This window comes from Myxococcales bacterium (assembly GCA_016716835.1).
Lineage (GTDB): Bacteria > Myxococcota_A > Polyangia > Haliangiales > Haliangiaceae > JADJUW01.
Genome location: JADJUW010000002.1, coordinates 394,234 through 408,367 on the forward strand (window position 1 = coordinate 394,234; position 14,134 = coordinate 408,367).

Sequence of the window (14,134 nt, forward strand, 5' to 3'; positions counted from 1 at the left end):
CTTTTATCGCCATCGCGGGCGACGGGCTAGCCCAGCAAGGCATTGATCAGCGGCAAGGTCGCGATAGAGGCGACGATGCCAAACCCCAGCACGGTATTGGCGGTGTCCGGATCGAGGCCGTGCTTATCTGCGACGATGGTTGCAGAAATCATCGGCGACATGGCGGCTTGCAGGGTGGCGATGGCGAGCAACTCGCCACCAAGCCCCAGCGCCATGCCGACGGACCACACCAGCGCTGGCGCCAGCGCGAGCTTGTACGCCAAGGCCGCCGCTACCGCGAACGCTTGCTCGCGCCGCAGCCGCAGCTTGAAATGCAGGCCCACGCTAAACAAGGCCAACGGCGACAAGGTGCCGCCGAGGCGCGCGAACACCTCGGCCAGCTGCGGCGGCCAGCCGCCGGCGAGGCCAACGACGACCCCTGCCACTAGCGCGAGAAACGGCGGAAATGTCGCGACACGACGCGCGATTTGCGCCCCCGTCGGACGCGGCGACGTCGCGTCGCCAGTGGCAAAGGTCGCGGCGATCATCGTCCCGCCGATCGCCAGCGCCAAAAAAGCGCCCGCCTGATCCGCGACCACCGCGAGCGGCAAGCTGGCGCCGCCGCGCAGCGCCTCGATCATCGGAAACCCAAGAAACGACGTATTGCTGAGGCCCGCGACGAGCATGATGCAACCGGTACGCGCGCGCGTCCAACCTAGGCGTCGGCTAGCCAGGCTGACCCAAATAACCGCGACGCCGAGCACCAGCCATTGCGAGGCGGCGAGGTACCACAGCTCCCACGAAAGCCTCAGCCGCGGCACTAGCGCCAGCGTGACCGCCGGCAACGCGACATAAATGATCCACCAATGCAGTGCGGCGGCCATGCCCACGGGTGCTTTGCCCCAGCGCGCCACCGCCATCCCAAGCAGCAGACACAACCCAACCAACCACAGCGCGGTCACGTGACGACAAAATACCAGCCCTCCAGCGAACTTGCTACGCTGGTAGGGGCGTCCTGGCGCAGCCCGCGCAACGCTCGCCGCACCCGCGGCGGGCCCCACAGGTAGTTGCCGGGCTGACACCCTCGCGCATTTCTCCGACAGGGCCGCAAATGCCGGTTGGGCCGCATGCAGCGCCTCTCGAAGTGATCTATCTTAGATGGGTGCGGCTCGGCGACATGCTTGTGCGCGATGGCGTCATCACGATGTCTCATCTCGATGAGGCCTTGGTGCACCAACAAAAAAGCCAGACCCGGCTAGGGTCAATTCTGTATCTGCTGCAGATGGCCGACCCTGACGTGCTAGCGCGCGCGCTTGCGCACCAGCACAGCGTGCCCGCGGCCCTGCTCAAGCACATCGTTGGGCGCGATCCCAAGGTGGTCGCCAAGCTGTCGCGCGATGTGGCATGGCGGTATTTCGCCCTGCCGGTGGCCATCTCCAAGGGCGGCGGTTCGCCTTCGATGGTGGTGTGTTTTCGCGATCCGAAAAACATCACGGCCATGCAGCATCTGTCAGGCCTGATGAACATGCCGATCATCGCGGCCGTGGCGTGCGAAGCCGTCATCGCGCAGGCGCTGACCGAATCCTACGGCACCAAACCCGACAACAAGGGCGGGCTCGAGATTGACTTTGATGAACCTGAGCCCGAGGCCAAGGCGCCGGCGGAGCTTGAGCCCATCGACATTGGCTTTCAGCTTGTCGACCTTGACGCCCAAGGCGTCGATCGCGATCACAACACGCTTGCAGGCCCCCCCAACGCCAAAGAGAACGCCGGCATCTTGTCTATGGCAAGCGCCTCGGGACAGATGCCCGTATTTGATCCCAGAATCAATGGCGGCCTAGGCTCGCGGACAATACCGCCACCATTTGCGCAAACCGTCATCGGCGTAAAGCCCGCCGAGGCAGCCGCACCAGCACCAGCGGTAACTGCCGCTCCGGCCGCTCCGGCTGCTCCGGCCGCTCCGGCTGTGCCGGTTGTGGTCTCACCGCAAGACCTGGTGGTGTCCGTTCCTCGAACCTCGGTCGTTACCGTACCGCCGCTGCCCGCGAGTCCGCCGCCTCAGTATGTGCGACCAGCCACCGCGCCCTTGTCCGCCCCGGTGGCCGATGTGGCAGCGCCCCCTCCAGTGGTGCCGCCTGTGCAAGCCGCGCCGTTGCCTGCCGCCGCCGAAGCCGAGGCCGTGCCCATCGCGCCGCCGCCCGGCTCCGCCGCCGAGCTACATGCAGCCATGGCCTCGGGCACGCAGCGCCTGAACATCGCGCCGGCCATGCAATCGGCCGAGGCCCCGCCGGTTATCGCGCCGCTCGATATCGCCGGTGCGCAAGCGGCGTTGGCGACGGCAGCCACACGGGACGATGTCGGCGACCTTGTGCTGCGGTATCTCGTTGGCGCGTTTTCCGCTGGCGTGATGTTTGTCGTGCGCGATGGCTTGGCGCTGGGGCACCGCGGTCACGGCGGCTCGCTCTCGCCAAATGTCGTCGAGTCGCTAGTGATTCCGCTCAACGTGCCCTCGGCATTTAAAGATGTGCACGAGCGCATGCAGGCCTTTCGCGGCGCGCCCGCGACGCCGAATGCGACCCAGGATCGATTCTTGCGTGTGGTTGGTTATCCTGGCACCCCAGCCGAAATCATGCTGGTGCCGGTGCTCGTGCGTGGCCGCTCGGTGGGCATAATTTACGCGCAGCAACCGCTGTTTCCCGCGGGCGATGGCTGGACGGACTTGCAAGCCGTGGCGCAGGCGTGTGGTGCGGCGTATTTACGCATCATCATTGCCTCGAAGCAAAAATAGCTGGTATGACCGCGGCGTGCTCCAACACGTCGCGACTTGGGTGCAGCAGTTTATTGCGGACGCCGGCTACGTCGGCTTGTTTGTGATGATTTTTCTCGAGAGCACATTGGTGCCCATTCCATCGCTGCTGGTCATGCCCTTCGCGGGTTTTATGGCGGCGCAGGGCCATTTTTCATTGCCGGCAATCCTGGCCATTAACAGCGCCGGCGCGGTGTCGGGCTCCTTGTTTTCGTATTGGATCGGCATGCGCGGCGGCACGCGCTTGCTCGAAACGTATGGCAAGTATTTTTTTATCAAGCCCGCCGACATCGCGCGCACCGAAGAGTTTTTTGCCAAGCACGGCATGTGGACCATTCTCATCGCGCGCTTCATGCCTGTGATTCGCCATATCATCTCGATTCCTGCCGGCGTCGCACGCATGAAGCTTACGACCTTCGTTACCCAAACGTTGCTCGGCGCGACCCTGTGGGGTGGGGGCCTGATGATCGTCGGGTACGTCCTCGGCAGTCGCTGGCAAGAGGTGGCCATGATCGCCAAAAAATTTGACCTCGCGATCGCCATTGCGACCGTCGTGGTCATCGTGGGGCTCGCTCTTCGGTTTTACCTCAAGCGGCGCAAGGCGGCCTTAGCCGCAACGGCGCCCACCCAGTCGTGAGCGCGACGTATCCCACCTTGGCATCCCTCAACGCACCTTTGCCCCTTTGACGCCGCCGCCAATAAAGCAATGACCATGCTACCATCGAACTTAACCATGTGGCCGTTGGCATCTGAAGACGCGGCATTTACGTTTAATCCGCGCGAGTTGCAGCTCATCAATGCTGCCATCGCCACGGTGCAGGCGAGCAGCCCGCAAGACGCCCGCACGCTGACCGGCCTGGTGCAGCAGCTGGCCGACACGCGCAAGCTGGTAGAGTCGTGCCGCCCGCTGCGAGAGCCAACCGCCCTAGGCCACGAGGCGCGCAACGCCGACACCCTCATCAAGCACCTAATTACCCTCGATGGCCTCTCGGGCGATCTAAGCCTGCCGCTAAAGGCCACGCTGTCGCGGACGTATCTGGTTTCCAAAATCATGTTTCTCCGCGCCTTCCTCAAGGCGACCAAGGCCACCACTGATGGCGTGGGGGTGGGCGTAGCGCCAGCCGACCCCAGTGCGTCGACCACGCGCTTGTGCTTCGATCTGCGCGAAGAGCTTGCGGAGTCGATCTATACCTTACTCGCCGAGGAGCTCTTGCTGGCGCTGCTCCGCAAGCCCTCGACCTTGCCTCGGATCAAGCTCCGTGCGGCGCAGCAACTAATCGCGGTGTGGGACGACGCCACCTTGGAAGTGCGTGATTTCGCGCCGATGCTGGAATCGGCGTGGCATGCGCGCAATCGCGTGCAGGCGGCTTACGGAACGTTGTTGGGCACGTCCGAGGCGGTCCAGCTCGCGTGCGCCGATTGCGACCCACATGTCATTGAGTTTTTCTCGCGGCGCGAGATGTCGACCGATGAGGCCTCGGCATTCGAAGAATTCTTATTCAACATGACCAGCGAGGAGCTCACCGTGCTGCGGCGCGCGATGACCTCGCAAAACGTCAGCGCCATCTCGCCGGCATGGGCGGCGGGCGTGCTCGGCCGCCAAATCGAGGAGCTCGAGCATTCGCACGAAATCGACCCCATGGCGCTCTACCGCTCGTATCAGCGCCGCCAGCTGGCTGCCGACTTTCGCATCATGTCGGGCACGCCGGGGCCGCGCCGCACCGCCGAAGCGTACCTCATCGTGGACCGGCTCGAGGCGGCCGCGGGCGACGCACGCTTGGCGATTTAGTAAATCAGGCGCGCTTACCAGCGGCCAGAAACCATCGCCGAGGCGCCGCCAATTGTCGGCACGAGGGCAACTTCGGTCTTGCCCGCTGACTTACCGCTGATGAAGTAGAGGACGGTGCCGGTGCCAATCGCCGCGAGGCCGGTAACCGAGATGATGGTCGCGATGTTGCCGGTCTTGCGCGCGTCGTTGATGTCGTCGAGCGACGCCCTGCTTTGACCGGTGTCGTATAGCTTGCGCGCATCGTCGTATTTATCCTTGGCGGAAAATGCGAGGCCAACGCCGCCGGCAAATACGGCCGCGCCGCCGATGGCAACGTAGAGCCCAGTCTTGCTGCGCGTGCGTTTTTGTAATCCCGCGGCCTTGGCGGCGGTGGTCTTGGTGACGATGATGTCTTGCTCGGGGGCCTTTGGTTCAAGGTTGATCGTTACGAGCTGGCCGTCAACCGTCGCGTCGTGCGAGGTCACCAACTCACTTCCTGAATGCAAGCTGACGGTGTGGGGGCCGCGCAAGACCTCGAGTGGACCGCGTTGAATAACCGCAAGGTCAATCACCTCGCCATCCACGGAAATTTTTGGATCGGTCACGCGTTGATCTACCGTGATGAAAAGCATCCCGACGCGTGGCGCGAGCAGATCGTATTGTTTTCTGGCGAACATCGCGCGCTCGGCGTCGCCACGCGCGAGCGCCATCGCCTCGGCCTCGAAAAAAAACTTCCTGGCCTCGACCGGCTTATCCTGCTTGGTCGTGCACTCGCCGAGGTTGAGCAGCGTGCCAATCGCCGGGTCGAGGGTCTGGCTGGCGGCAAACAGGCGGCAGGCCTCGGCGTAGTCGCCGGCCGCCAATTTTTTGCGGCCCTCCTCAAACTTTTTGTCGGCCTCGGTCGGCTGGGCGTGTGCCGTCGGCGTGGCCATCCCGAGGCAAAGCACCAGCAGCGCGAGGGCAGCAACGAACGTTCGTTGCCATGTAAAAACAATCCCGTGGGTCATAAGCATGGTTCTCGTTGGTGCTGACTAGCGGTATGAATTTGGATCTTTGACCGGAGGCTTAGGCGTGGGGTTGCGACTCGCTTTGCTACCTGACCCTCGCACCTTAGTGGTAGCGGGCCTTTGGGCGGGTCTGGACGAGACCGGTTGCGGATCTGGTGTTGGCTTGGTTGGTACGCGGATAGGCGGCGTCGCGGTCAACGCCGCGTCGACACCGGGGGCCGTGGCCGCATCGACGAACGAGTTGGCGTCTGCACTGTCGGCGGGTTTCGCGCCCGCATCGACGACCGCGCTCGCATCCGCACCTTCGACCGACTTGGTTTCGACGGTGGGGGTGCCCGCGCGCGATAGCGCCCACCATGCGGCTACAACAAGTCCAACGGCGGCGGCCACCACCAGCACGATCGACGTTAGCGATCGAGGCGCTTTGAGGTCGTTCGTATCGAGCGAGGTTACGGTATGCGCGCGTTGCGGCCTGCCCGCGGACGCACTCGTCGATACTGCCGCGGCAAAGCCGGGCGTCACTTGGTCGGGCGCGGTCAAAGGGGCACCGACCTTCATTGGCGTCGGCACTGTGTCTTCTTGCTCGACCGGGGGCAGCGGCGCCTTGGCGGCCGCCGGCGGCTTCGCCGCGCCCGGGCCTTTTGCGACCATCGGCGGTTTTGGTGCCGCGAGCTGGGCGCGGGTGGCAGCCGGCGCGGGCTTGGTGTCTACGGCGGTGACGTCATCGGCAAACTCGCGCTCAATTTGGTGGCGACGAATTCGCGCTTGGCGACCTGTGCCGGTGCTCTGGTCAAACTGGGCCAGCGCGGTTAGCAATTCAGCGGCGGATTGAAAGCGCTTCTCAGGCTCCTTCTCGAGGCATTTTTGAACCACGGCAAAGAGGCCCTTGGGCCAGGCTTTTTTGGTCGGCTGCGGCGGGTTGGAAAGGATGGCGCCGCCAAGCTCAAACACCGACTCGCCAATAAAGGGGCGACCACCTTCGATGAGCTCATACATGACGACGCCCATCGACCAAATGTCAGAGCGAATGTCCGCAGCCTTCGCGGAATACAGTTGCTCCGGCGCCATGTAAAACGGCGTGCCAAGCATGACCGCGCTCTTGGTTAGATTCTCGCCGTCGGTCTTGGAAATGCCAAAGTCGAGCATCTTGACGATCTTCTCGCCATGCTCGTTCTTGGTCAGAAAGAAATTGGCCGGCTTGATGTCGCGATGCACGACCCCGAGCTTGTGGGCGGCATTGAGCGCATCGCAGGCCTGCAGCGCGTATTCGATGGCATCGTGAATCGAGAATGCGCCGTATCGGGTCAGCAGCTCGCCGAGATCTTGGCCCTCGAGATATTCCATGACCATGTACGGCGTGCCGCTCGGCAGCGTGCCGACGTCGTGCACCTTGGCGACGTGCTGGCTCTTTATCTGCGCCGACGCCCGGGCCTCGCGCAGAAAGCGAGAGAGCGATTCGTTGCCGCTGCCGCTATCGGCGCGCAGGCACTTGATTGCCACCGTCTCGCCGAGCAGCTCATGCCGGGCGCGAAACACCATGCCCATGCCGCCGACGCCGATCATTTCCTCAATAATGTAGCGATCCAGGATTTTTGTTCCTGGAGCAAAACTTGAAAAGCTTGGCGCGGCGCCCACGGCAATTTCAATGTTAACAAGGACGCGCGAGGCTGGGGAGTCCCCTTGTTGGTGTGAATCCGCGCCCATGTAGGCGGCTGTCAGATATGACCGCGAGGGCGAAGTCGCCCTAGGTTACGATGTGTGCGAGGTCGCGTGGGCGCGCGTAAAAGCCATTGCGGGCGCCGTGCATGAACGGCCGGTAGTCGAGGGCCCACGGGATCACGCGGGTGGCATCGCCCCGCAGCTCGATCGTCGCCGCCATAGGCCTAACCGTGCGGTAGCTCGAGGCCTCAGGGACGTCGTTGTTGGCGCTGCCGCCGGCGGAGAAGACGTCGAGCAGGGTGATCGGGCATTGCGGGTAAACGTTGCAAAAGCCCTCGTCGATTTTTTCGTGGCCGCGTACCATCATGCTGCAGCCGATGCGTGCCATGAAGGCCGCGAATTGGCGCTGGCCAAAGCGAAAACGCGCGGTCTCATTTTGTAGCTCCTCGGGGACATAGTCGCTGCTTACCGGATCGCTCCACATCATTTGGAAGCGCATGTCCGCATCGTTGAGCGAGCCAAGATCTTGGTAGCGCTCGCGCATGAGGCTGTCGCGCGGGATGCCCGCATGGACAAAAAACAGATGATCGAAAATAATCGACGAAGGCAGGGCCTCGAAAAACGCCATGAAAGGCGAAAACTCGCGATCGCTTAGATAGGGCAGCAGGCTGCTGATGCCCTCGGAGGGCTTAACCCCACCGTAGATGCGGCCGTTGTACTCGACAAAATATTCGTGATTGCCGCGCAACAGGAACACGTGATCGGGCTCGGCGAGATACAGCTCCATCGCGGCTCGCAGCACGCCGTCGAAGCTAAAGATGCCGCGATCGATGTAATCGCCAAGCAGGATTAGCTTGGGTTCTGGCGTGGCCTGCGGCTGTTTGCGCCACGCGGCGAGTTTCTCAAAGAACCGCGATTGTGCCAGCGCGGCCTTAAGGTTGCTGTAGCATCCGTGCAGATCGCCAACGACGGTCAGATCGTAGGCCGCCCCGCGCCGCTTGGGTTGCGCGTAGACAAAGCCATCGAGAAACGGCGCCTGGCCGGCCAACGCTGCCAGGGTTTGCACGCCCGTTAGCTTGCCTCGTCCGGCCTCGCGCCGCGCCGCCAAATCGGCGGTGACGCGTGCCGCGAGACGAACGTCGGCCGCAAATTGCTCTGCGATGACATTGGCATTGCCCGCGTAGTGAACCTCGATGCGGCTAAGCCACGCGGGGTCGGTCGCGGCAACGGGCAACGCCTGCGGGGCGTCGATCACCGACATCATGTCCTCGGTGATCTCGACCTCTATGGCCTCGGGGACCTCCGCCGCGAGCGCCTTCTCGAGTTGCAAGCGAAACCTCACCTCGTCGCGGTGAACCTTGCCGTCGTCGGCCATCATCGCGTCAACGGCGGCGATGAGCCCGGTGCGATTTTGCGGACTGAATTCAAGAAACGTCTCGTAGCAGCGCAGCATCAGCCGCGAGCTGACGTATTCGGTGGCATCTTCGTCTTTGGCGCGCGCCTCGCCGTAAAGCCCGCGAATATATAAGTCGACCTTGCTCACCAGATCATAAAAATGGCCGGCAAACGTCTGCGTGGTCGCCGCGCGGTCGGCGGCGCTGGCACTGGCCATGGTCGCCTCGACCTGCGCGTGCACGAGCTGATGCAAAATACCGTGCACCAGCGCACGTTCCCGGTCGTTAAATTCTCCGTCGATGTAGCCGAACGCGGTCAGGTAGAAGACCAGCGCGTTCATCTGGCGCTCGGCAACTACTGGATCGCTGCTCAGGTCCACCATCGAAATGAGCTTAGGACAATCGCCGTCGGCGCGCTTGGTGTATGCTTAGGTTTATGGCAGCAAAGTCGCGAGCGGCGGCGACGCGTGGGGCAATCGGTGGCGCGGCACTTGTCGCGGTGCTGCTCGTGGCAGCCTCCGCTGGCGAGGCCCGGCCGCGCTTAGACGTAGGTGCTTACACCGGCGTGCTGGTGCTGGACGACGGCAATGAGCTCGGCAACGCCTGGGCTCCCGAGCAAGTGCCGGGAGTTGGGGCCGTGCTTGGTGTGCGGCTCGGTTTTGTGCCCTGGCGATGGTCGGTGGGGCGAGGCTACCTGGAGCTCGGCGCTGAAGCCGAAGCACGGTTGTCCTTGGCCGCTACCGGCAGCGAGCCCGCGTACGGTCGCAATTCGTATTCATCACCCGTGGTCGGCGTGCATGCGCAGTTTTCGCTGGCATATGCGCCGAGCGCCGACGCGCGCTGGGTGCCGTTTCTCTTGGTAGGCGGCGGCCCAGAAACCGTTTTCTCGTCATCGCCGTATGTGCAAACCGATGCCGATGCCGCCGCGTATTGGGGCGCCGGCGTGCGTTATCAATTGCAGCCAACCTTCGCCTTGCGTCTCGACCTGCGCCAGGGCGTTACCGCTGGCCGCGACGCCGAGCGATCCTATACGTACGAAGTGGGGCTCGGCATCAGCAAGGCCATCATGTTTGGCCGGCCACCCAGGCCATCGCTGCCGCAGGATCGCGATGACGATGGCATCGTCGACGCGACCGACAAATGTCCCGAGGACGCGGAGACCTATAATAGCTATGAAGACGACGATGGCTGTCCCGACAACGCCGATCTCGACAACGACGGCATCAAAAACCAAGACGATAAGTGCCCCGAGCGCATCGAAAACTTTAACGGCATTGCCGACGATGACGGCTGTCCGGAAACGGATGACGACAACGATCGCATCCTGTCAAATCTCGATAAGTGCCCCGACGTGGCCGAGGACTACGACAAATTTGAGGACGAGGATGGCTGTCCAGATGTCGACAACGACCGCGATGGCGTGAGCGATGCGCTCGACGAATGTCCTGCGGAGCCCGAGTTGCGCAACGGGTATCGCGATGAAGACGGCTGCCCCGACGAGCTGCCGCGAGAAATTGCCAAGTACGCCGGCGTGGTGCCAGGCATTTCATTCGAGATGGGCGACGCCCGCATCAAGAAATCGTCTAATGCAACGCTCAAGGAGGCGGTGCGGGTATTTCGCAAGTATCCCGAGCTGCGCATTTCGATCATCGGCCACACCGATGACATCGGCACCCGCGAGGAAAATCTCGATCTGTCCAAGCGGCGCGCCGAGGCAGTCAAGTGGTGGTTAGTCGACCGCGGCATCATGCCCGAGCGCATCGAAGCCTTTGGCAAGGGTCCCGACGAGCCCAAGGTGCCCAACACCTCGCCGCAAAATCGCGAGCTCAACCGCCGCATCGAGTTTCAGCTCATCATTGCGCCCCCGGTGGTCGCGCCGCCCCCGTCAGCCCCGCCGGCTGCGGCACCCGCCGCGCCAAAGGCCGCCCCCGCGGCGCCAAAGACCGCACCCGTTGCGCCAAAGGCCGCACCCGGCGCGACTCTGCCGAAGAAACCTTGAGCGGCTGCGGGGCGCGCGTGACGCGAAACCTTCGTTGCGGTCCCACGGCTATTCGCAGGGCTCATAACGCCTGGCACTCGGCCACGGCCTTAACGAAACAATTGGCACGAATAGAGAACCTCGTGACGGGACCTTCACGAAGCTTCGCGCCCCGCGCGCTGGACCGCCGCGCTTGCGACGTCACGTATTAGTCATTTGTCAGCGAAAAGCAAAGGCCAATTGAATAGGGCGACCTTTAACGTCGACTCGCGGACGTAAGACATATCTCGCAGAGGTTGATCGTAAGGCGCCGGGCGCGGCTGTAAATGGCCGGCGCTTCGGCGCTCCACCGCAACGATTCACCAGGTGGATCTCTTGGCTATCCCTGCTCGTATTCAGGAGCATCCTCGGCCTCCGGTGGTAAGACAAACAGCTCTCGCAAGAAACCGGCGACCATCCACACCACGGCGAACCATGGCAAGGAGATGGCCCATAGCATAGGCACCGCTAGCGCGCCCATTCCGCACCCATGCCCCGGCGGCGGGGATGCCGTCGCCAAAGCTATAACAAGCAGGTCGAGTACACCTCCGACGAATAGCGTCGCAATAAAGACTAATGTGAGGGCCATCCCTCGTCTGAGCCGGCGGCTTACCGAGATATATATGAAGTAGCCAGAAATTGGGACCACGAGCAATAACAGCGCGGGGATCAGCAATTCCATAGGATTATGGTGGTCTGTCGCGTGAAGCTCGACAAGCAGGATCCTTGAGAGCAGGGCAAAACTTTGTCAACGAGGTAAGGCATTGTCTACGAGATGTATCGACGCGTGGTGCCCGCAAGGAATCGTGCGGACGGTGCGGATCATCAAAGGCACGGCGGCAGGGAAATTACCGCGTGCTCGTCGCGTCCGCGGCGTCGATGCGCAGCGGCGCGTCGGCGAGCACGTACGCCATGACGGCGATGGCGGCGATGTTGTTTGTAAAATCGACGGGGTTAATCTTGTCGAGCGTGTCGGCGTGGGTGTGGTGGTAGTCGAAGTAGCGTTCGTTGGCGCTGTCGATGGTGGCGCCTAGCATGCCCAAGTCGATCATCGGCTCAATGTCCGTGCCGGCCCAGCCCGTCTTGATCGTTGGCGCGCCCGCCACGGCGAAGATCGGCGCAAGCTGCGCCCACCGGGCCGTGATTGTCACCTCGGTGGCCTTAGGCGCCGCAATGGTAAAACCGCGCGGCGCAAACGTGCCGGCGTCGGTCTCGAACACCAGCACGTGGTTGCCGGCGTCCTTGCCGTATTGCGCGGCGTAGGCCTCGGCGCCGGCCGTGCCATTTTCTTCATTGGTAAACAAGACGACGCGAATCGTGCGGCGGGGCGTCAGGCCGAGGCGTTTCAGCGTCGCAAGCGCCTGCATGCACGCAACCACGCCGCCGCCATCATCGTGCGCACCCTGGCCAATGTCCCACGAATCGATATGGGCGCTAATCAACACGATTTCGTGCGGCGCCTCGCGGCCTGGCAGCTCCGCGATGACGTTGAACGACGGCGCCGGCGGCCGCTCGCGGCTTTGCAGCCGCAGCGTCACGCTGACAGGTTGACCGCTCGCAACGAGGCGCGCGATCAAATCGGCGTCTTCGATGGCAATGGCCGCCGCGGGGATTTTTTTGACGCCGGCTTTATAGCTGAGCGTGCCGGTGTGGGGCGTGTGCAGCGAGACCGTAGTCAGCGATCGCACGAGCACCGCCGCCGCGCCGAGCTCGGCCGCGCGCGAGGCGCCATAGTAACGAAAACCAAAGATGGCCCCGTAGCTCGCCATCGTTGTCATCGGCACATTGAACAACACGATCGCGCCCTTGATGCGATCTTTCGCCGCCGCCATGGCCTCCCACGAATCCACCACGACCACATTGGCGGTGATGCCCCGCGCCGGCGTTGACACCGTGCCGCCAAGCCCAAGCAGCGCAAGGCGATGCGAGATGGGTGCAACGATGCTGCCGCGTTCCTCACCGCGTACCCAATGGCGCACCTTGACCGGCTGCAACGTTGTCGCGAGGCCTTCTTGGATCAACGTCGTCTGCGCCCACGTAATGGCCGCCGCCAATTGCGGCGAGCCGCTGAGGCGGGCACCGATGCGGTCGGTGAGATAAGCGAGGCGCGGCCACGCGGTGGTGTCCGCGGCGACCGCCGCGATGATGCGCTTGGCATCGCCTGCAAGGCGAGCCAGTTCGGCTTCGGCGAGCCACGCGGTTGCGTTAGGCGCCATTGCCCCGCCGCCGGTTGCGCCCGACGTGCCGGTCCGCGTAACAAAGGCATCGGCATCGCCGTCGATTTCGGCCGCACGCTCGGCGTCACTTTCACGCGTCGCCATTGGATCGCGCGCATCGTCGCCGCCAAGCGGTCGTGGGCCATGCTTGGGCGTGCAGCCCATCATGGGCAAGGTGCAAGCGAGCAGCATGATCAGCGCCGCAGCGGAAAGACGCGTACCTGGTTGCATAATCGGTTCCTCGTGAAGGAAGGGGGCGGCGTCGACCAGCAGCCACAGGCCAACGACGCCCATCAAGGTATAGAGCGGCCAGGGCAGGCCAAGCCCGCCCATCATGATGAGCGCGAGGCCAACCGACGCATCGCGCTGCGCCCGTACCTCAGAGACGGCGCAAGCGCCGATGGTCCACATAAGGGCGGCCGCGGCGGAGGCTCCGACCAATAGGCGCGACGGCGAGACGCCTTCGCGCAGATCGATGCCAAAGGTCGTAAAAAACATCTGCGCGCTGGCGACCGGTTGTTCGTCGAGGCTGGAATAGATCACGCCTGCACAGAGGATGGCGAGCAGCCACGGCCCACTGCGGCGAATCGCCACGGACACCGGGCGTGGCGCAAACCATACCGGGGTAAGCAGCGCGACGAGCGGGATAAACGCGAGCAGCTTGTGGATGCCACGTGCCACGGCATCGGCGCCGAGCCACGGCCGCAACGCCACCAACGCGAGTGGCACCAGCAAGCAGCTGGCCCACACGCTAATGCCAAGCTTGCTGCGAATTGGCGCAGAGCTACGCCAAGCGACCACGACGGCGCCGATGACGGCGGCGATCGCGAGCACACGGAGTGCGACGGCCGCGTTGGCCAGCCCAGGCAGCGCAGCAGCCGTGACGCTTGCCAGCGCGGTGGTGCCGAGGACGAGCGGCAACGGCAGGCTTGTCACCCGCCGCGGCGCGCCTCCCGCGGTAAACCCGCGCCAAAACAACGCGATGGCCGCGACGATCGTCGCGAAATAAAACAGATAGAGGCCAGCCCAGTCGAGCGCCAGCAACGCCTTCGACGTCGCATGCCCAGGTGGCGGCCGCAACGACTCGACAATGACGCGGTTGATCGCTAGCTCCAGCGCGCCGACCACAAACAGCGTGCGCGACAGCGGAAAAAGTGCGTGCGCCGTATGATCTAAAAACATGGGGGTTATAGAAGGGTTTGCCGCTAGGTTTCGTAGCGAAATTAGCGAGTTGCGTCAAGGAAAGGCCGAAGTTTTGTCGCTTTACAGGCGATGTCGTATGGTGAGG

At 63.4% G+C, this 14,134-nt stretch carries 9 protein-coding genes; 4 read left to right on the top strand and 5 right to left on the bottom strand.

Annotated features, from left to right (window positions below; translation table 11 throughout):
* Positions 1-26: 26 nt before the first annotated feature.
* Positions 27-932, bottom strand: coding sequence for an AEC family transporter (locus IPL79_16560; protein MBK9072591.1), 906 nt, complete (start codon positions 930-932; stop codon positions 27-29).
* Positions 933-1,141: 209 nt separating this feature from the next.
* Here IPL79_16560 and IPL79_16565 point away from each other — a divergent pair, with 209 nt between their 5' ends.
* The 3 genes from IPL79_16565 (at position 1,142) to IPL79_16575 (ending at position 4,574) form a co-directional block, all read left to right on the top strand.
* Positions 1,142-2,767 (top strand): hypothetical protein, encoded by a 1,626-nt coding sequence (locus IPL79_16565; protein MBK9072592.1) that lies wholly within the window; start codon positions 1,142-1,144, stop codon positions 2,765-2,767.
* 16 nt (positions 2,768-2,783) lie between these two features.
* On the top strand, positions 2,784-3,422 hold the full coding sequence (locus IPL79_16570) for a DedA family protein (protein MBK9072593.1): 639 nt from the start codon (positions 2,784-2,786) through the stop codon (positions 3,420-3,422).
* 96 nt (positions 3,423-3,518) lie between these two features.
* Positions 3,519-4,574, top strand: a complete 1,056-nt coding sequence (locus tag IPL79_16575) for a hypothetical protein (GenBank protein MBK9072594.1) — start codon at positions 3,519-3,521, stop codon at positions 4,572-4,574.
* 14 nt (positions 4,575-4,588) lie between these two features.
* Here the strand turns inward: IPL79_16575 and IPL79_16580 are convergent, their stop codons facing one another.
* From IPL79_16580 to IPL79_16590, 3 genes are all read right to left on the bottom strand, one after another.
* Positions 4,589-5,560, bottom strand: coding sequence for a hypothetical protein (locus tag IPL79_16580; protein MBK9072595.1), 972 nt, complete (start codon positions 5,558-5,560; stop codon positions 4,589-4,591).
* A 24-nt stretch (positions 5,561-5,584) separates the two neighbouring features.
* Positions 5,585-7,195, bottom strand: coding sequence for a protein kinase (locus tag IPL79_16585; protein MBK9072596.1), 1,611 nt, complete (start codon positions 7,193-7,195; stop codon positions 5,585-5,587).
* Positions 7,196-7,304: 109 nt separating this feature from the next.
* Positions 7,305-8,996, bottom strand: a complete 1,692-nt coding sequence (locus IPL79_16590) for a serine/threonine protein phosphatase (GenBank protein MBK9072597.1) — start codon at positions 8,994-8,996, stop codon at positions 7,305-7,307.
* A 53-nt stretch (positions 8,997-9,049) separates the two neighbouring features.
* Between IPL79_16590 and IPL79_16595 the strand changes: the two genes are divergently transcribed.
* Positions 9,050-10,612 carry an OmpA family protein gene (locus IPL79_16595; GenBank protein ID MBK9072598.1) on the top strand — a complete coding sequence of 521 codons (1,563 nt, stop codon included), beginning with the start codon at positions 9,050-9,052 and terminating at the stop codon, positions 10,610-10,612.
* Between the two features lie 866 nt (positions 10,613-11,478).
* Here IPL79_16595 and IPL79_16600 read toward each other — a convergent pair.
* A complete protein-coding gene (locus IPL79_16600) occupies positions 11,479-14,028 on the bottom strand; it encodes a M20/M25/M40 family metallo-hydrolase (protein ID MBK9072599.1) in 2,550 nt (849 codons plus the stop codon).
* Positions 14,029-14,134 lie beyond the last annotated feature (106 nt).

Excerpts from the sequence above, each read along its gene's own strand:
- IPL79_16575 (MBK9072594.1), top strand. The coding sequence starts at position 3,519 with ATGTGGCCGTTGGCATCTGAAGACGCGGCATTTACGTTTAATCCGCGC.
- IPL79_16580 (MBK9072595.1), bottom strand. The coding sequence starts at position 5,560 with ATGACCCACGGGATTGTTTTTACATGGCAACGAACGTTCGTTGCTGCC.
- IPL79_16590 (MBK9072597.1), bottom strand. The coding sequence starts at position 8,996 with ATGGTGGACCTGAGCAGCGATCCAGTAGTTGCCGAGCGCCAGATGAAC.
- IPL79_16595 (MBK9072598.1), top strand. The coding sequence starts at position 9,050 with ATGGCAGCAAAGTCGCGAGCGGCGGCGACGCGTGGGGCAATCGGTGGC.
- IPL79_16600 (MBK9072599.1), bottom strand. The coding sequence starts at position 14,028 with ATGTTTTTAGATCATACGGCGCACGCACTTTTTCCGCTGTCGCGCACG.